General features: G+C 65.5%; 21 protein-coding genes. 12 read left to right on the top strand and 9 right to left on the bottom strand.

Going from position 1 to position 17,344, the window contains the following annotated elements:
- Window positions 1–6 precede the first annotated feature (6 nt).
- Window positions 7–1,365: an FAD-binding oxidoreductase gene (locus ACQPYR_RS38175; protein WP_433624254.1), complete on the bottom strand. Its 1,359-nt coding sequence runs from the start codon at window positions 1,363–1,365 to the stop codon at window positions 7–9.
- A gap of 220 nt (window positions 1,366–1,585) precedes the next feature.
- On the opposite strand from ACQPYR_RS38175, the gene ACQPYR_RS38170 reads away from it, so the two are divergent.
- The gene (locus ACQPYR_RS38170) at window positions 1,586–1,897 is read left to right on the top strand and encodes a hypothetical protein (protein ID WP_387293984.1); all 312 of its coding nucleotides are present in this window, start codon (window positions 1,586–1,588) and stop codon (window positions 1,895–1,897) included.
- A 45-nt stretch (window positions 1,898–1,942) separates the two neighbouring features.
- Entirely contained in the window at window positions 1,943–2,530 is a 588-nt protein-coding gene (locus ACQPYR_RS38165; RefSeq protein WP_433624252.1) for a GtrA family protein, read from the top strand.
- On the opposite strand, the gene ACQPYR_RS38160 is transcribed toward ACQPYR_RS38165, so the two are convergent.
- From ACQPYR_RS38160 to ACQPYR_RS38150, 3 genes are read right to left on the bottom strand one after another with little or no spacing between them, the layout of a single operon-like run.
- Window positions 2,429–3,067, bottom strand: coding sequence for a Type 1 glutamine amidotransferase-like domain-containing protein (locus ACQPYR_RS38160; protein ID WP_433624250.1), 639 nt, complete (start codon window positions 3,065–3,067; stop codon window positions 2,429–2,431). The genes ACQPYR_RS38165 and ACQPYR_RS38160 overlap by 102 nt on opposite strands.
- Window positions 3,068–3,073: 6 nt before the next feature.
- A complete protein-coding gene (locus ACQPYR_RS38155; protein WP_433624248.1) occupies window positions 3,074–3,913 on the bottom strand; it encodes a maleylpyruvate isomerase family mycothiol-dependent enzyme in 840 nt (279 codons plus the stop codon).
- A complete protein-coding gene (locus ACQPYR_RS38150) occupies window positions 3,910–4,368 on the bottom strand; it encodes an HIT family protein (protein WP_433624247.1) in 459 nt (152 codons plus the stop codon). The genes ACQPYR_RS38155 and ACQPYR_RS38150 overlap by 4 nt, the downstream gene beginning before the upstream one ends.
- Window positions 4,369–4,684: 316 nt before the next feature.
- Between ACQPYR_RS38150 and ACQPYR_RS38145 the strand changes: the two genes are divergently transcribed.
- The 4 genes from ACQPYR_RS38145 (at window position 4,685) to ACQPYR_RS38130 (ending at window position 8,745) form a co-directional block, all read left to right on the top strand.
- Window positions 4,685–5,908: a Re/Si-specific NAD(P)(+) transhydrogenase subunit alpha gene (locus ACQPYR_RS38145; protein ID WP_433624245.1), complete on the top strand. Its 1,224-nt coding sequence runs from the start codon at window positions 4,685–4,687 to the stop codon at window positions 5,906–5,908.
- The gene (locus ACQPYR_RS38140) at window positions 5,908–6,246 is read left to right on the top strand and encodes an NAD(P) transhydrogenase subunit alpha (protein ID WP_433624243.1); all 339 of its coding nucleotides are present in this window, start codon (window positions 5,908–5,910) and stop codon (window positions 6,244–6,246) included. Before ACQPYR_RS38145 ends, ACQPYR_RS38140 begins: the two co-directional genes overlap by 1 nt.
- A complete protein-coding gene (locus ACQPYR_RS38135) occupies window positions 6,246–7,676 on the top strand; it encodes an NAD(P)(+) transhydrogenase (Re/Si-specific) subunit beta (protein ID WP_433624241.1) in 1,431 nt (476 codons plus the stop codon). The genes ACQPYR_RS38140 and ACQPYR_RS38135 overlap by 1 nt, the downstream gene beginning before the upstream one ends.
- A 538-nt stretch (window positions 7,677–8,214) precedes the next feature.
- A complete protein-coding gene (locus ACQPYR_RS38130; RefSeq protein WP_433624239.1) occupies window positions 8,215–8,745 on the top strand; it encodes a class IV adenylate cyclase in 531 nt (176 codons plus the stop codon).
- 134 nt (window positions 8,746–8,879) lie between these two features.
- Here the strand turns inward: ACQPYR_RS38130 and ACQPYR_RS38125 are convergent, their stop codons facing one another.
- A complete protein-coding gene (locus ACQPYR_RS38125) occupies window positions 8,880–9,116 on the bottom strand; it encodes a ribosomal protein L7/L12 (RefSeq protein WP_433624237.1) in 237 nt (78 codons plus the stop codon).
- A gap of 24 nt (window positions 9,117–9,140) precedes the next feature.
- Window positions 9,141–9,680 (bottom strand): TetR/AcrR family transcriptional regulator, encoded by a 540-nt coding sequence (locus ACQPYR_RS38120; protein ID WP_433624235.1) that lies wholly within the window; start codon window positions 9,678–9,680, stop codon window positions 9,141–9,143.
- Between the two features lie 87 nt (window positions 9,681–9,767).
- Between ACQPYR_RS38120 and ACQPYR_RS38115 the strand changes: the two genes are divergently transcribed.
- Window positions 9,768–10,691: a TIGR03620 family F420-dependent LLM class oxidoreductase gene (locus ACQPYR_RS38115; protein ID WP_433624233.1), complete on the top strand. Its 924-nt coding sequence runs from the start codon at window positions 9,768–9,770 to the stop codon at window positions 10,689–10,691.
- On the opposite strand, the gene ACQPYR_RS38110 is transcribed toward ACQPYR_RS38115, so the two are convergent.
- Window positions 10,681–11,952, bottom strand: a complete 1,272-nt coding sequence (locus tag ACQPYR_RS38110) for an MFS transporter (RefSeq protein WP_433624231.1) — start codon at window positions 11,950–11,952, stop codon at window positions 10,681–10,683. The two genes, ACQPYR_RS38115 and ACQPYR_RS38110, sit on opposite strands and share 11 nt — an antisense overlap.
- A 141-nt stretch (window positions 11,953–12,093) precedes the next feature.
- The gene (locus ACQPYR_RS38105; protein ID WP_433624229.1) at window positions 12,094–12,942 is read right to left on the bottom strand and encodes an NAD(P)H-binding protein; all 849 of its coding nucleotides are present in this window, start codon (window positions 12,940–12,942) and stop codon (window positions 12,094–12,096) included.
- Window positions 12,943–13,023: 81 nt separating this feature from the next.
- Here ACQPYR_RS38105 and ACQPYR_RS38100 point away from each other — a divergent pair, with 81 nt between their 5' ends.
- The 3 genes from ACQPYR_RS38100 to ACQPYR_RS38090 are packed head-to-tail and all read left to right on the top strand — an operon-like array spanning window position 13,024 to window position 14,598.
- On the top strand, window positions 13,024–13,983 hold the full coding sequence (locus tag ACQPYR_RS38100) for an AraC family transcriptional regulator (RefSeq protein ID WP_433624227.1): 960 nt from the start codon (window positions 13,024–13,026) through the stop codon (window positions 13,981–13,983).
- 26 nt (window positions 13,984–14,009) lie between these two features.
- A complete protein-coding gene (locus ACQPYR_RS38095) occupies window positions 14,010–14,402 on the top strand; it encodes an acyl-CoA thioesterase (protein WP_433635355.1) in 393 nt (130 codons plus the stop codon).
- A 40-nt stretch (window positions 14,403–14,442) separates the two neighbouring features.
- Complete coding sequence (locus tag ACQPYR_RS38090) at window positions 14,443–14,598, top strand: type II toxin-antitoxin system HicB family antitoxin (RefSeq protein WP_433624225.1); 156 nt, start codon at window positions 14,443–14,445, stop codon at window positions 14,596–14,598.
- On the opposite strand, the gene ACQPYR_RS38085 is transcribed toward ACQPYR_RS38090, so the two are convergent.
- Entirely contained in the window at window positions 14,587–15,099 is a 513-nt protein-coding gene (locus tag ACQPYR_RS38085; RefSeq protein WP_433624223.1) for an Lrp/AsnC family transcriptional regulator, read from the bottom strand. The genes ACQPYR_RS38090 and ACQPYR_RS38085 overlap by 12 nt on opposite strands.
- Window positions 15,100–15,245: 146 nt before the next feature.
- Between ACQPYR_RS38085 and pdhA the strand changes: the two genes are divergently transcribed.
- Complete coding sequence (pdhA, locus tag ACQPYR_RS38080; RefSeq protein ID WP_433624221.1) at window positions 15,246–16,358, top strand: pyruvate dehydrogenase (acetyl-transferring) E1 component subunit alpha; 1,113 nt, start codon at window positions 15,246–15,248, stop codon at window positions 16,356–16,358.
- The gene (locus ACQPYR_RS38075; protein ID WP_433624219.1) at window positions 16,355–17,326 is read left to right on the top strand and encodes an alpha-ketoacid dehydrogenase subunit beta; all 972 of its coding nucleotides are present in this window, start codon (window positions 16,355–16,357) and stop codon (window positions 17,324–17,326) included. Before pdhA ends, ACQPYR_RS38075 begins: the two co-directional genes overlap by 4 nt.
- Window positions 17,327–17,344: the final 18 nt, after the last annotated feature.

The following is a 17,344-nucleotide window of genomic DNA, read 5'->3' as shown; positions in this document are numbered from 1 at the left end:
TTCCGTCTACAGAATCGCGCCTGGGTTGAGAATGCCATGCGGGTCGAGCGCATCCTTGATCCGGCGAGTGAGCGTCATCACATCGGGTCCGAGTTGCTCGGGCAGCCAGGCCTTCTTCAACCGGCCGACGCCGTGTTCGCCGGTAATGGTGCCGCCGAGCTCGATGGCCAGATCCATGATCTCGCCGAAGGCGCGGTGCGCGCGTTCGGTCATCTCCGCATCGGTCGGATCGTGCACGATCAGCGGGTGGGTATTGCCGTCCCCGGCGTGCGCGATCACCGAAACCAGCACGTCATTGCGTGCGCCGATGGCGGCGATACCGTTGACCAGCTCGGCGAGCCGCGGCAGCGGAACACCGACATCCTCGAGCAGCAGCGGCCCGATCTTCTCCACCGCCGGAATGGCGAAACGTCGTGCGGCAGTGAAGGCTTCGCCTTCCTCCGGATCCTCGGTATGGAAAACCTCGGTGGCACCGGCCTTTTCGCAGATTCCGACCATGATTTCGGCTTCGTGCCTGGCGAATTCGCCCGGTGCGTCGGAGCGGGCGACCAGCAGTGCGGCGGCCTCGCGATCCAGACCCATCCGCATCTCGTCCTCGACCGCATTGATCGCTACGGCATCCATGAACTCGAGCATGGCGGGCCGCAGCGTGCCGGTGATGCCGAGGATGGCGTCGGTGGCGGCGGTCAGCGTCGCGAAGGTCGCGACCACGGTGGCCTGCGGCGGTTGGGCGGGCAGCAGTCGCAGGGTGAGTTCGGTGATCACCCCGAGCGTGCCCTCGCTGCCGACGAACATCTTGGTCAGTGACAGGCCCGCCGAATCCTTGAGTCGTGGCCCGCCGAGCCGCACCACTGTGCCCTCGGCGAGCACCACCTCCATGCCGAGCACGTAATCGGTGGTCACGCCGTATTTCACACAGCACAGGCCGCCCGCGTTGGTGGCCGCATTGCCGCCGATCGAGCAAATTTCGAAGGAGGAGGGGTCCGGCGGATACCACAGGCCGCGCTCGGCGACCGCGCGTTTGACCTCGGCATTGAGCAGGCCGGGCTGGACCACCGCGGTGCGGGTGACCGGGTCGACGGTGATCGCGCGCATGCGTTCGGTGCTGAGCACGATGCCGCCGTCGACGGCCGTCGCACCGCCGGACAATCCGGATCCGGCCCCGCGCGGCACCACCGCGACCCGGTGTTCGTGCGCCCACCGCAACGTCGCCGCGACATCGTCGGTACTGGTCGCGCGGACCACGGCCAGCGGTGTGCCGGCGCTCGGATCGCGCGCCCAGTCCTGCCGATAGCCTGCGAGCAGGTCGGGATCGGTGAGTACCGCGCCGTCGGGCAGGCGGGAGATCAGGTCATCCAGGTCCACACGACTCACGCTATACGGCGGGTACAGGCCAGGGTGAGTGCCCGACTGTAACAGCCGCGCGTCCGGTTCTCCCTGGAGGTTTGCTACAACGCGGAGCCCGGCGGGATTGTGGGCCGGTCCAGTGGTGCCGGGTCCGTAGGCCGGTAAGAATTCCGGACAAGGCGCCCATTCGGGGCGCTGTCCGATTCCATAAGGTGCGCAGGCGCGCCGAGGAGGTCTCATGCAGGTCGAGTCGCCGGATTACCGTGATTTGGTCGCTGCGGTGTTCTCCTACGAAGTTCTCGACGGGGGTATCGACCCGGATTCATTGCGCCGCATACACGCGGGCGATATCGCCGAATGGATCACGGCACTGGATCGCTCGGGCATGTTCGGCAAGACCGTGATCGCCACCCTGTCCGATCAGTGGCAGCGCAAACCCCGCCTCCTGCTCGAGGCCCTCCTGGAAGACGTCGACGACGTCACCCGCCGCCGCTGCCTCGTCGCCTGGTCTGCTCTGGACCACCGTTCACCTCTCACCCAGATCGGCTGATCGGGATCGGGTGCCACCCGATCTTGTTTCCTGGACGATCACCTGATGGACACCTGCCGCTGGCATGCTGGCGGCGTGACGAGCACCGAGTCCCTGGTGGCGGGCTTCTCTCGCTGGTGCGAGGCCGTCGTCGCGCGGCTGCCGTCCGGGCTGAATCGCGTTGTCGCCCCGACGTTTCTCGGCTTCGCACTGATCAACGGCTGCACCTTCGGTGTCGATCTGGCGCTGCTCACGGTGCTGCACGGCTGGCTGGGACTGCCCGTATGGGTATCGGTCACGATGGCCTATATCTGTGCGTTCGGGCTCAGCTTCGTGCTCAATCGCACGTTCAACTTCCACTCGCACGCACCGGTCGGCAGGCAAGCGGTGGTGTATGTGGTGGTTGTCGTGATCAACTACGTCGCCTTCATCCTCGGTGTCGGCAGCGGACTGGCCGCGCTGGGCTTGGAATATCACCTGTCGCGGCTGCTGGCCGGGGCCTGTGAGGCGGCCTACATGTACTGCGCGATGCGCTGGGTGGTGTTCCGCGGGCTATCGCAGGATCTCGATATCGCTGCCGTCGACCACGACGACATCGTCGTCGGTGAGCGCCCAGTGCGCGATGCCCTCGGCCCGGTAGCGGGCGGCGAGTAGCGCGGACGCACCGTCCGGATCGGTCGCGGAATCCAGGTGCGGCACGATGCGATGGTCGACCAGACCCAGTCCGTCCCACCGTGGTTCGATACCGCACGCCGGTTGGACCTCGGCCGGGTCGTCTGTGGATTCCAGCCCGTGCAGATCCGGGGTCAGCAGACAGGCGCCCGCGCTGTACCCGGCATACACCAGCGCGTCGGCGGCGAGCAGCTTCGGCAGTACGAAATCTGCCCCGCTGCGGGCGAATTGGGCGCGCAAGACGAAGGTATTGCCGCCGCGCACCCATACCAGTGGATATTTCGCCAGCGTGGCTTCCAGTTCGGTTGCGCGACCGACGAATTCGCGTAGATCCAGCACCTCGGGGGAGTAGCCGAGTCTGCGCAGCGGGATCACGTCACTGGCGACCGCGCCCGCCCAGGCTGCCGGCCAGGCGTCACATGCGTTGGGAATCACCGCGACTCGGCACGGCTCGCCGACGAGTGCGGCGAGCCGGTCGTAGTGTGCGCCGAATCGGTAGCTGGACAGGAAAAGTCGCAACGCGGCTCAGATGGTGAAGGCCAGGCTGCGCACAAGTCGGTTGCCGAGTTCCGCATCGCCGGAAATGCGGAATTCGCCTTCGTGCGCATCCGCGGTGGTGCGTCCGCCACGCAGCCGGGCGAACAGGCCGGACCCCATCCGAACCACCACGGTGGCGGGCGCGTCCAGTTCATCGACGATATTGGCGCGGCCGTCCACCGCGACGTGCAGCGTCTGTGGCAACGGGCCGGTCAGTTCGAAGGTGATGCGCGATCCGTCCGGCGCCTGCGCACCCTTGGCCACCGCCCGCCCGATGGTGGCGGTGAGTTCGCCGAAGGCCCGCTCGGCTCGCGGTCCGCCCTCGTCGACGGATATGCCGAGCGCGTCGGCGATATCGTGTTCGTGCATCCAGCAGTCGAACAGCCGCACCCGCATGAACCGGCCATAGCTGACCTTGCCGATCGGCGACACGGTCTCGGCCTGCCATTCCGCATCACCGAAGGATGCGAGCGCCGCGCGCCTGCGGTCGGTGACCTCGCGGTACAGCTCGAGCAGTCGCTTACCCGACAGCGGCCGCAGCCGGTCGACCCAGATCTCGTTGAGCACGCCGGTCTCGTTGCGCACATGCGGGAGCGTGGTCACATCGGTTTTGGGCCGGATCGGATCGTGCGCGGGCGGGCGTTCACCGAGCAACCAGGATTCCGTCCCGACGACGTGTGCCACCACATCGAACAGCGACCAGCCCGGCAGCGGAGACGGTGTGCGCCAACGATCTTCATCGAGATCGGCGACCAGCGTCGCGATTGTCTCCCATTGCTCGGACAGCAGGCCGGTCAGCTCGTTCCGGTCCTGGGTAGGGTCGGTCATTCTCGCTCCTCGGCGCTGGTCTCGTCTTCGTTTGCCAATGCCGATATTCCGGCGCGGATGGCGGCCGCGGTGGACTCGGGGTCGTGTGGACGCCGCAGCAGCAGTCCGGCGGCGAAGCTCAGTTTGTCGCCGTGCCGGCGCGGGATCACGTGCAGGTGGACGTGCGGGACGGTCTGGAAGGCGGCGGCGCCGTCATTGAGGACGAGATTCGCGCCGTCCGCGGCCAGGTCGCTACGCCTGATCGCCAGCGCGAGCCGGTGTCCGGCGCGGAAGATGTGCGCTCCCGATTCGGCGTCCAGATCCTCCAGTTCGGATGCGTGTCGCTTCGGGATGATCAGGGTGTGGCCGCGGGTGATCGGGCGAATGTCCAGGAACGCGCACAGCGTGTCGTCCTCGTAGACCTTGGTCGCCGGGGCCTGCCCCGCCGCGATGCGGCAGAAGACGCAGTCGTTCACACCGCCGACCATACGGCTTACCGCTCACCGGGAACATACTCGGCCATGACGCACGTCACTATGGGAAGGTATTGCGCCGCACCGACCAGGATTCGAACCTTGATGTTGGTCGCGAATCCGACATAACGGTGGAATCCGGCCGCAACTTGTGACCGCCATCTCAGCTACGCTCGCCGCTAGCGATTGCTTGCAGGTCGCTCGAAAAGATCAGCGAGCCGGGTACAGTTGCGAGGATTTGGACGAACTTACTCCAAAGTAACATCGTCCGGCCGTCGACCGGTTGCTTGAAGCTCAGCCAGAGAAGGAAGTCTGACAAGTGGAGACAACGCAGAGCGTAGGCGACCAGTCGCCGCGCGGAGCGCGTGTCGGAGTCGTTCGCGAGTCAAACGCGGGCGAGCGGCGTGTCGCATTGGTGCCCAAGATCATCCCGAGCCTGCTGAAGCAGGGCGTGGAGGTGGTGGTCGAGGCGGGTGCCGGTATCGGTGCGCTCATTCCGGACGCGGCCTATGTGGATGCGGGCGCGACCATCGGTGATCCGTGGTCGGCCGATGTGGTCGTGAAGGTCGCTGCGCCCAGTGACGCCGAGGTGGCGAAGCTGCACAGCGGGCAGACCCTGATCGGCTTCCTCGCCCCGCGCAATGCCGACAACCAGATTCCCGCGCTGAAATCGGCCGGGGTGCAGGCCTTCGCCGTGGAGGCGATTCCGCGTATCTCGCGGGCGCAGGTGATGGATGCGCTGTCCTCGCAGGCCAATGTCTCCGGATACAAGGCTGTGCTGCTGGCGGCGTCGGAATCCACCCGCTTCTTCCCCATGCTGACCACCGCCGCGGGCACGGTGAAGCCCGCGACCGTGCTGGTGCTCGGTGTAGGTGTCGCCGGTCTGCAGGCTTTGGCGACGGCGAAGCGTCTGGGTGGGCGGACCACCGGCTACGACGTGCGCCCCGAAGTCGCCGACCAGGTGCGGTCGGTCGGTGCGCAGTGGCTGGATCTGGGGATCGATGCCGCCGGTGAGGGTGGTTATGCCCGTGAGCTCACCGACGAGGAGAAGGCCAAGCAGCAGCAGGCCCTGGAAGATGCGATCAAGGGTTTCGACGTGGTGATCACCACCGCGCTCGTGCCCGGACGTCCCGCGCCCCGCTTGGTCACCGCGGCAGCGGTGGAGGGCATGAAGCCCGGCAGTGTGATCGTGGATCTGGCCGGTGAGACCGGCGGCAACTGCGAGCTGACCGAGCCCGGTGAGGTCGTGGTCAAGCATGAGGTGACGATCGCCTCGCCGTTGAACCTGCCCGCGACCATGCCCGAGCATGCCTCGGAGTTGTACTCGAAAAATATTGCGGCGCTGTTGGAGTTGATGCTGGTCGACGGAAAGCTCGCGCCGGATTTCAACGATCAGGTGCTCGCCGATTCCTGCGTCACCCGTGATTCGACCGAATCGGCCGACGCGACCGAGGCCGTGGAGTCGGCTGAGTCTGCCGAGCCCGCCGAGGTGGCGGAGTCCGGTGAGGCGACGGAGACGACCGAGGCGAAGGTGAAGAACTGATGTATACCGAACTGCTAGCGAATATCGCGATCCTGGTGTTGTCCGGGTTCGTCGGGTTCGCCGTCATCTCCAAGGTCCCCAACACCCTGCACACCCCACTCATGTCGGGTACCAACGCCATTCACGGCATCGTCGTGTTGGGTGCGCTGGTCACTCTCGGGAATGTCAAGGATCCTTCGATCCTGACCCAGATCATTCTGTTCGTCGCGGTCGTGTTCGGAACCCTGAACGTCATCGGTGGTTTCGTGGTGACCGACCGGATGCTGGGCATGTTCAAGGGCAAGAAGGCCGCACCGGTGAAGGCTGCCTCCGCGGAGCGGTCAGAGGGAGCTGCGTGATGCATACCTTCGACAATGTGACCTATCTGGTCAACGGGCTCTACATCATCGCCTTCGGCATGTTCATCTACGGTCTGATGGGATTGACCGGGCCGAAGACCGCTGTGCGCGGCAACCTGATCGCTGCGGCGGGCATGGTGATCGCGGTGGTGGCGACACTGATCTCGATCCGCCACACCTCCAACTGGATCCTGATCGTCGCCGGACTCGTGGTCGGTGTCCTACTGGGTGTGCCGCCTGCGAAGTTCACGAAGATGACCGCGATGCCGCAGTTGGTGGCCGCGTTCAACGGTGTCGGTGGTGGCACCGTCGCGTTGATCGCATGGTCGGAGTTCATCAACAGCAACGGTTTTTCGCATTTCGATGAAGAACCCACCGTGCACATCGTGATCGGTTCGCTGTTCGCGGCGATCATCGGTTCGGTGTCGTTCTGGGGATCTTTGATCGCGTTCGGCAAGCTGCAGGAAATCCTGCCCGGACGTCCGATCGGTGTCGGCAAGCTTCAGCAGCCGCTGAACCTGCTGCTGCTACTCGGTGCGATCGCCGCCGCGGTGGTGATCGGTATCGGCGCCACCAAAGATGGTGTGCCCCAGTACTGGATGATCGCGGTGCTCGTGCTCGCCGGTGTGCTCGGGTTGATGGTCGTGTTGCCCATCGGTGGCGCGGACATGCCGGTGGTTATTTCGCTGTTGAACGCGTTGACCGGTTTGTCGGCGGCCGCGGCGGGTTTGGCGTTGAACAACACCGCCATGATCGTGGCGGGCATGATCGTCGGCGCGTCCGGCACCATCCTGACCAATTTGATGGCCAAGGCCATGAACCGCTCCATCCCCGCGATCGTCGCGGGTGGCTTCGGTGGTGGCGGCACCGCCCCGGGTGCTTCCGGTGGGGAGCAGAAGCAGGCCAAGGCCACCTCCGCGGCGGATGCCGCGATCCAGATGGCCTACGCCAACCAGGTCATCGTGGTCCCCGGCTACGGTATGGCCGTGGCGCAGGCCCAGCACGCGGTCAAGGAGATGGCGTCGTTGTTGGAGGCCAAGGGTGTGGAGGTCAAATACGCCATCCACCCGGTCGCGGGTCGTATGCCCGGCCACATGAACGTGCTGCTGGCCGAGGCGGAGGTGTCTTATGACGCGCTCAAGGAAATGGACGACATCAACGGCGAATTCACCCGCACCGACGTGGCTTTGGTGATCGGCGCCAACGACGTCACCAACCCTGCCGCCCGCGAGGACTCCTCCTCCCCGATCTACGGCATGCCTGTTTTGAATGTCGACCAGGCCAAGAGCGTTATCGTGCTCAAGCGTTCCATGAATTCTGGTTTCGCCGGTATCGACAACCCACTGTTCTATGCCGATCACACCTCGATGCTCTTCGGTGATGCGAAGAAGTCGGTCGGTGCGGTCACCGAGGAACTCAAGGCACTGTAACTACCTGTGCGCGAAAGGCCCTCGGCACCTGCGGAGGGCCTTTCGTGTCTCTACGTACCCGGTTCCGATGTGGGCTCTCGCGTTCGGTGCGTTCGCGTTCACGTTGTGTCTCGGATTCGTTACCCACCAGCTTTATTCGAATACGATGGTGATCGAGTAGCCAGTGTGCGAGCCAGCCGTCCACTTCTGTGCGCTCGCTCATACCGGCCCCTCGAAAGTTATTGATTGCCTTCGCTACCGGGAGTGTTCGCACCCGGGCGGGTGATGCCAACTCCGAAAGCCTGCGCAACACTTCGCGAATCGTCTGTGTCGTCGGCCTTTTGTGTGCCCACGACTGGCTGTCAGTGGCGGGAACGCGAGCCCCCGCGCGGCGGCGCGCTCGCGTGGGCTCGAAGTCTGCGGTGCGAGTCGCCCCGCGTCTCGATCGAGGCAATCGAACGCATCCTCGCCGAGCGCGGCGCAATGCCGAGTATCGCCGACTCACCGCTCGGCGCACCGGATAACGTCAACTCACCGACCCACGCGAGAAGGAGAACCCGTGCCCATCGAGCACGAAGCCAAAGTACTCGATATTGATCCTGATACCGTCGAGCAGCGCATCCTGGACAAGGGCGGACGTAAGCTCGGCGAGCAATTCCTGCGCCGCTACGTCTACGACATCACACCCGGCATCGACGGTAAGTGGATCAGGCTGCGCGACAACGGGAATGAATCCACGCTGGCCGTAAAAGAAATCACCAGCGACGCCATCGACGGCACCCATGAAGTCGAGGTGACCGTCGACGACTTCGCCACCACCAACGCCCTGCTCGAGATGTTGGGCTTCACCGCGAAGTCCTACCAGGAAAACAAGCGGGTCAGCTTCACACTCGATGGCGCGCAACTCGAGATCGACAGCTGGCCGCAGATCCCGCCGTATCTGGAGATCGAGGCCGCTACGAAGGAGGACGTGATCCGAGCCGCCGAATTGCTCGGCTATACCGAATCCGACCTCACCGGTGAGAACACGATCAAGATCTACGCTCGCCATGGCATCGACCTCAACACCGTTCGCGAACTTCGCTTCTGAGCTGGAACGACAGGTTCCACAGCGGTCGCATCTTCGCGGCACACCGACTGGCCATCGATCGTCGGCTGATGCACGACATCAGCCGACATCCACGAATGCACGCACACACTTCCATTCGCGGAGGCAGGCTATCGTTATCGCAAGTGCCGTTCGCGGGCTTCGACCGCGTCCTTGGCCTCCCGCAGGCCGCTACCTGTGAGGTCGCGATAGAGCTTGATGGCGTGGATCTTCCGGCCCTGCCGAATGAGTTCGTCGATTTCGTCATAGGGGGTCGCCGGGTCTTGGCTGGGGAGACCGAGGTGCTTGATGATCAGGTCCAGCTTGCGTTCGAGGCGATCGATCCGACGCTCGAGCCTGTTGTTGTCGAACATCTCTCGAACTTACCGATTCCGACGCTATTCGCCCGAACTGTGCAGGGCATCGGTGACGAGGCGGAGCAGGCGATCGGGTTGCTCCGGATCGGTGCCGTGACGTGCCGCCAGGGCAATGCCCGCGACCAGTTGGATCACATCGTCGATGCCGACATCCGCGCGCACGCCGCCGCCCTGCTGTGCCCTGGTGAGCAGAGTGACACCCGCCTGATGGATGGCCTGCTGGCAGTCGAAACCCAGGTCGACCGGTCCGGCCAGGACGGCGCCGCCGAGGCCGTGATCGGTCTGGGCATGCACGAGTAGGTCGCGCAGCCACGCGGTGAGTGCGGCGGTCGGCTCGCTCGACTGTAGTTCTTCGGCACGGCCGCAGAGCTTTTCGACGCGCTCGCTCAGTACCGCGGCCTGTAGAGCTTGCCGATTGGGAAAGTGCCGGTAGAGAGTGCCGGGGCCGACGCCCGCGCGGCGGGCGATCTCATTGAGTGAGGCGTCGGGCCCCTCCTCGGCGAATGCCGCTGTCGCCGCCTCGAGTACGCGTTCGTAGTTCCGCTGAGCGTCGACCCGCATGCGCACCCCTTGTTAACCGGAGAAGTTCTCCGCTATCGTACCGCCCAGGGAACCGGAGAACTTCTCCGGTTTAGTGTTGGGAGCGCGATGATGGTGGAGCACGAACTCGGCGGCGTCGGCATCTGGACCTTCGCATTCGACGGACAACCGGTCGGGCAGGTGCGCGACGCCGCCGCCGAGATCGAGGAATTGGGTTACGGCGCACTGTGGTTCGGCGAAGCGTTCGGACGCGATACGGTCGGACAGGCGTGGCTATTGCTCGGGGCTACCGAGCGACTGGTAGTCGCCGCGGGCATAGCCAATGTGGCACTGCGGGATCCGATGGCCATGGCCACCGCCGAACGCGCACTCGGCGAGGCGTTTCCCGGTCGCTATCTGCTCGGACTCGGCGGTCAGCGGGTCGGCGGCCGACCCATCGAGGCCGATGGCTACACGATTCCCTCCGGCGGCAAGCCGCTGACGCTGATGCGCGGCTATCTCGATGCGATGGATGCCGTTCCGCAGTACGGGCCGCGGCCGGAGCCGGCGCCACGGCGGGTGCTAGCCGCGCTCGGCCCCAAGATGTTGGCATTGGCCGCCGAGCGGACCTGGGGCGCGCATCCCTATCACGCGCCGGTCGAGCACACCGCCGAGGCGCGGCGGATCATGGGGCCGCAGGCATTCCTGGGCGTCGAGCAGGTCATTGTCCTCGATGCCGATAGGGCGCGCGCTCGTGAGGTGGCCAGGGCGCATATCGCGGGATATCTCGAATCCGCGCCGCATCAGGCGGCAAATATGCGACGCTTCGGTTTCGGCGACGAGGATATCCTCGGTGGTCCCAGCTCGCGGCTGGTGGATTCGGTTGCGGCGTATGGGGATATCGAGGTGATCGGCGATCGCGTTCGGCAGCACTTGGATGCCGGGGCCGATCACGTGTGTCTACACGTGCTCACCGCCGATCCGACGGAACTGCCGCTGCCGCAATGGCGTGAGCTCGCCGCGCTTGCCCGGGAATCAGCTGCTATCCGGTAGTCCGTTGTGGGGCAACCGCACCCGCGTAGCAACAGCAGAGCAGGACTGCGATGAGCGGAACGACCATTGCGGCGGTGAGTGGGACCAGCGCGGTCAGCCAGCCGATGATGGAGGGGCCCGCGAGCAGGCCGAGGTATCCGAGGCTGAATACCCGCGACATATCGGTAGCCGCCGTGGTCGAGCCGAGATTGCCTGCGGCGGTGAAGATTTGCGGGATGCCGCCGGAGAGGCCGAGGCCGCACAGCGCCCAGCCGAGCAGCGTCAGCGGCACCCATCCCGAAGCCATGATCAGGACCAATCCGAAGGCGGCGATCAAGGTGCCGTAGCGGACGACGGCGACACGTCCGAACGCACCCGCGATGCGGTCGGCGGTGAATCGGCCCGCGGTCATGGTGCAGGAGAATGCGCCGAATGCCAGTGCGGCGGTGGCATCGTCGACATCGAGGTGGTCGCGGACCTGCAGGGCGCTCCAGTCGGCGGCGACGCCCTCGGTGAGGAGCAGAGCGAAGGCGATCGCGGCCAGCGCCCAAACTTTTCGGGAGCGGTTCGGTGCGGTTGTCGACCGGGCTGTACCGCCATCATGCGGTGCCGCTTCGGACTCACGACCGTGGTCCGTGCTTTCCGGAATGCGGTCGTGTGGCCCGCTTTCCAGGGGCGCGTCCGAATTCGTCTCTCGTGCCGCTGATCCGGTGTCGACCAGCAGGCGTGGCACCAGCGCGGCGGTAATCGCCAACCCCGCCACCGCCGCGAGCGACAAGCTCAGGCGCACATCCCATCCCGCGCCCTGAGCCGCCGCACCCAGCAGCGAGCCGAGGAATCCGCCACCGGAGAACAAGGCGTGGAACGCCGACATGATCGGTCGGTCATAGGCCCGCTCGACGTGCACCGCTTGGGTATTCATCGAAACGTCGAGCGCGCCGTTGCCGAAACCGAAGCAGGCCAAGGCAATCGCCAGGCTGACCGGTCCGGTCGCCAGTCCGGGGCCGAGCACGGATATCGAGACGATCGCCGCGGCGGCCGCGACCACGGTCCGGCTGCCGAATCGGTCGGCGAGCGGGCCCGCGATGCGCATGCCGACAATGCCCGCACCGGCCAGCATCAGAATGAACATGCCGAGTGTGGAATGCGCGATACCGGTCCGGTCGGTAATGGCCGGGATGTGCACCACCCACATGGCCAGCAGGAAACCGTTCAACGCGAACACCACGAATACCGCGGCGCGTGCTATCCGTATCTGCGGATCGATCGTCGTGGTCGCCACCGATTCGACGGTACCGCGTCGAGCGCGATCTCGCGGCCGCACGGGGAGCCGGTCCGGGACATCATCGGCCGAGGGTCCGGCTCCACGGATCTCGTCGTTGAGATCGGGCATCCGTGCGGCGGTCTTAATTCCTACAACCACCTACTCGCTCGAGATGTTCCAAATTCCGGTGGCCGCAGTCTCATCGGCGTAATCCCGGAAATCTTTCGGTGCCCGGCCGAGCGCACGCTGGACGCCGTCCGCGGTCTTGGCGTTCCTGCCGTCCAGGATCGTGCCGAACAGGTAGTCCAGCAGGCTGACGACGTCGGCGGGAACCTGGTACTCGGTCAGCGCCGCAACGAAATCCGTGCGGGAGATCGGGATGAAAGCGACTTCGCGTCCGGTCGCCGAGGCGATCTCCGCGACGGCTTCGGAGAACGTCAACGACCTGGGGCCGGTCAGTTCGTAGAGTTCGCCGCTGTGCCCGTCCTCGGTCAACGCGGCGAACGCGACATCGGCGATATCGTCGGCATGCACGAACGGTTCCGGCACATCGCCATTCGGCAGCGCCACCGCACCCGCGAGCACATACTCCAGGAATGCGCCTTCGCTGAAGTTCTGCGCGAAGAAGCTGCAGCGCACGATGGTCCAGTCGAGCCCCGAACCCTGCACGATCTGCTCACACGCCACGGCCTCCGGTTCGCCGCGTCCGGAGAGCAGCACGAGTTTGCGCACACCGTTGACCTTGGCCGCATTGATGAATGCGCGGATGGTCTCGGGCGCACCCGGCACCGCCAGATCCGGCTGGAAGGCGATGTACACCGCGTCCACGCCGAACAGTGCCGGTGTCCACGTGCTGCGGTCGGCCCAGTCGAAGGGGATCTCGGCCGCGCGCGAACCGATCCGGATCCGATGACCGGCCTGCCGGAGCCGGGTCGCGACGCGGCCGCCGGTCTTGCCCGTACCGCCGGTGACGAGGATGAGGCGCTGCTGGGAGGTGCTGTTTGTCATGTTTCCAGTACATCGGCGCGGCGCGCGAGGAAACATAGTTCAGCGACTCGTGATCATGCGCCAGCGTCTACTGTTTGTGGTGTGGATGCGCTCGCCAGTCTGCTCGAAGGTCCACGCGCCCGAGGTGCGTTCGTCATGTGTTCACTGCTCGACCCGCCGTGGTCGCTGCGCATCCAGGATCGGGCGCCGCTGACGGTGGTGTCGATGGTCCGCGGCACCGCCTGGATCATGACCGATGCTGCGGGCAGTAAGCCGCGACAAGTGAGCGCCGGCGATATCGCGATCTTCCGCGGTCCCGATCCGTATACGGTTGCCGACGATCCGGCCACCGCACCGCAGATCTTCATCGATCCAGGCAACATCACCAAGACGGCCGACGGTGAAATCCTCTGCGAGACATTGAGTCTCGGTGTGCGCCAGTGGGGCACCGATGCGGACGGCGCCACCCTGATGGTCACGGGCACCTATGAGTCGGCCGGCGCGGCGAGTCAGCGGCTGTTGCGTGCCCTTCCGCCGGTAATCATCTTGCAGCGCGGCGATTTCGACACCCGGCTGCTCGACATCCTGGTCGATGAAGCCACCAAGGACGAGCCGGCACAGGGCGTCGTCCTGGACCGGCTGCTCGATATGGTGCTGATCGCGGCCCTGCGCGCCTGGTTCGCCCGCAATGACGCGCCCGCCTGGTATCACGCCTACAGCGATCCGCTGGTCGGCAAGGCGCTGCGGCTGTTGCAGCACAATCCGGCGCACGGCTGGACGGTCGCCAGCTTGGCGGAGGCGGTGGGGGTTTCGCGGGCCGCGCTCGCTCGCCGGTTCACCGATCTGGTCGGTGAACCGCCGATGGCGTTCCTCACCGAATGGCGGCTGGCCCTGGCCGCCGACCTGCTACAGGAATCCGATGCCACCATCGAATCCATTGCCCGCCAGGTCGGCTACGGCAGCGCGTTCGCACTGAGCACGGCATTCAAACGCCACTTCGGTGTGAGTCCGCGCGACCACCGGCAGGGCAGCACCCCGGCTGAGCTATCGTCGGCCGGGTGACGCAGCAGTATCCGGTCCTCTGGCCGATGCCGACCCGGTGGGCCGATAACGACCACTACGGCCATGTGAACAACGTGACGTACTACTCGTACTTCGATACCGCGGTCAACGCCTGGCTCATGCACGCCACGGGCACGGATATCCGCGAACTGCCCGCCCTCGGCGTGGTCGCCCAGACCTCCTGCCAGTACCACGGCTCGCTCAGCTTTCCGGACCAACTCCAGGTAGGCCTGCGCATCTCCCGCCTCGGCCGCTCCAGCATCACCTACGACCTGGCCATCTTCCGCGAAGCGGGCGACGCGCTGGAACTGGCCGCCACCGGCACCTTCGTCCACGTATACGTAGACAACGAAACCCGCAAACCAGTAGAAATCCCCGAAATAATCCGCACCGCCGCAACAGCCCTGGTCGCCGACTGAACGTGCCGGGCCGCCGAAGGCATTGTGGGACACTGTCTCCATGGCCGATCAGCGCGTATTGACGGCTGCGGTGCACCAGGAAGAAGACTGGTATGTCGCTCAGTGCCTGGAGGTCGATGTAGCCAGTCAGGGCCAGACGATCGAGGAGGCCTTGACGAATCTCCGTGAAGCGGTCGCCGCCGGATCAGGTTCGTAGTGAACGATCGGCGGATCTTGCCAGGCGATCCAGTAGTGGAGCCGTGCGCGGTCCGACGAATTGCTGCATCACCAATGCCATATTGGTGCGTTCCACCCCGGGAATCTTCAATATCTGCCCGGCGATCCGGTACAGATCGTCCGCATCCCGCGCCACCACGCGCACAGTGAGATCGGTCAGGCCGGTCATGCCGCACACCTCGGTCACCTCCGGCACCCGGGCGAGTTCGGCGACCACCGAATCCAATCGGTGTTGATCGACGACGACGGCGACGAAGGCCGCCAGCGGGTAGCCCAGCGCCTGCGGTTGCACACGACGTTCGAAGCCGGCGAGCACACCGGCCGCCTCCCAGCGCGACAACCGCGCCTGCACGGTATTGCGGGACAACCCGAGCCGGGTCGCCAGCTCGACACCGGTCGCGCGTGGGTTGGCGACCAGCTCGAGCAACAGCCGCGCGTCGGTGGCGTCCAGTGTCACGTCGGCGGGTTCTCTACTGGTCATACAACGCAGTATGACATCAATCCGCCCGCCGGATTTGGGCATTCTGCTTACTCGTGTGTCGATCACTTGCGCACTTCGCCTACTCGTGGATGCTATGTGATATAGGGCACACCAGCCCTGCGCTCATGGTCAGGAGGCGATCCCGAATGACGAACAAATCCGACTATCCGGTTCAGTTGGTCCAACCCGACGGCCGCCGCGTACTCGACCGAGAACACGCGGCCCTGATCGCCGACATCGGGCCCGCCCAGTTGCGCGCGATGTACACGGACCTGGTCGTGACCCGCCGGATCGACACCGAGGCAACCGCTCTGCAACGCCAGGGCCAGCTCGGACTGTGGGCGCCGATGATCGGGCAGGAGGCCGCCCAGGTCGGCTCGGCATACGCGTTGCGCCCCGACGACTACGTCTTCTGCAGCTACCGCGAGCACGCCGTCGCCTACTGCCGCGGCGTCCATCCCATCGAACTCACCCGGATGTGGCGTGGGGTCGCGCATTCCTGCTGGGATCCCGAAGCGGTCAATATGACCAACCCGAATATCATCGTCGGCTCGCAAGGCCTGCACGCGACCGGTTACGCCTATGCCGCCCACCTCGACGGCGCGGAGATCGCGACCATCGCCTACTTCGGTGACGGCGCCTCGAGTCAGGGCGATCTCGCCGAGGCATTGGGCTTCGCCGCGAGTTGGAGCGCGCCGGTCATCTTCTTCTGTCAGAACAACCACTGGGCGATCAGTTCCCCCGTCCGGATCCAGAGCGCGACCCCGATCGCGCGGCGGGCCTACGGTTATGGCATTCCCGGCCTGCAGGTCGACGGCAATGATGTGCTCGCCGTCCTCGCGGTCACCAGGCAGGCCGCCGCCCGCGCCCGCACCGGTGGCGGGCCGTCGTTCATCGAGGCGCTCACCTACCGGATGGGTCCGCACACCACCGCAGACGATCCGACGCGCTACCGCTCCGCCGCTGAGACCGAAGAATGGGCGCGCCGCGACCCGATCGCGCGGCTGCGCCAGCTGCTGGAACGAGAGTCTCTGTGGGACAACGCATTCGAGCGCCACGTCGATGCGCGCGCCGATGAAGTCGCGCAGCAGGTCCGCACCGCGACCATCGATATGCCGGATCCGGCGCCGACACAGCTGTTCGATCACGTCTATGCCACCCCGCATCCGCTGATCACCCAGGAGCGGAGCGAGTACGCGGAGTATCTGGCCGGCGATCCCGGTGACAGTGCCGCGCGACCGGAAGGAGTCCCCACATGATCACGACCTTCGCCGCAGCGCTCAATGCCGGGCTGCGGCGGGCAATGGACGACGATCCGAAAGTCGTTCTGATGGGCGAGGATATCGGCCGCCTCGGCGGGGTCTTCCGGGTAACCGATACGCTGCAAAAGGATTTCGGAAACCGCCGTGTCATCGATACGCCGCTCGCCGAATCCGGCATTGTCGGAACGGCTTTCGGTATGGCGCTGCGCGGCTACCGGCCGGTCTGCGAGATTCAATTCGACGGCTTCGTCTATCCGGCCTTCGACCAGATCGTTTCGCACGTCGCCAAGATCCACTACCGGACACAGGGAAAGGTGACCGCGCCCATCACGATTCGCATTCCGTTCGGCGGTGGAATCGGTTCGGTGGAGCATCACTCCGAGTCGCCGGAGGCATATTTCGCGCATACCGCGGGACTGCGTGTCATGACGCCGAGCAATCCCGCCGATGCGTATTCCATGATCCGCCAGGCGATCGCACTCGATGATCCGGTGATCTTCTTCGAACCCAAGCGGCGCTACTGGGATAAGGCCGAGGTCGATTTCGATGCCGAGGCCATGCCGGTGGATCGGGCCCGCGTCTGCGTCAGTGGGACCGATGCCACCGTGCTCGCCTACGGCGGCACCGTGGCCTCGGCTGTTACCGCCGCGAAAATCGCTGCCGAGGAAGGGCATTCGCTCGAGGTGATCGATCTGCGCAGTTTGTCGCCGATCGATTTCGACACCATCGAGGCCTCGGTGGCCAAGACCGGCAGGTTGATCGTGACACACGAAGCGCCGGTCTTCGGCGGGCTCGGCGCCGAGATCGCCGCGCGGATCACCGAGCGCTGCTTCTACTACCTGGAGGCGCCGGTGCTGCGCGTCGGTGGCTTCGACATCCCCTACCCCCCGGCTAAGCTCGAAAAGCACCACCTGCCCGATCCGGACCGCATCCTCGCCGCGGTCGATCGCTCACTCGCCGCCTGACGACCGCTCACTGAGAGG

This window comes from Nocardia sp. CA-120079 (genome assembly GCF_050955745.1).
In the GTDB taxonomy this organism is placed as follows: domain Bacteria; phylum Actinomycetota; class Actinomycetes; order Mycobacteriales; family Mycobacteriaceae; genus Nocardia.
The sequence above is the reverse complement of the archived record's forward strand: the minus strand, read 5'-3'. Positions and strand labels throughout refer to the sequence as shown.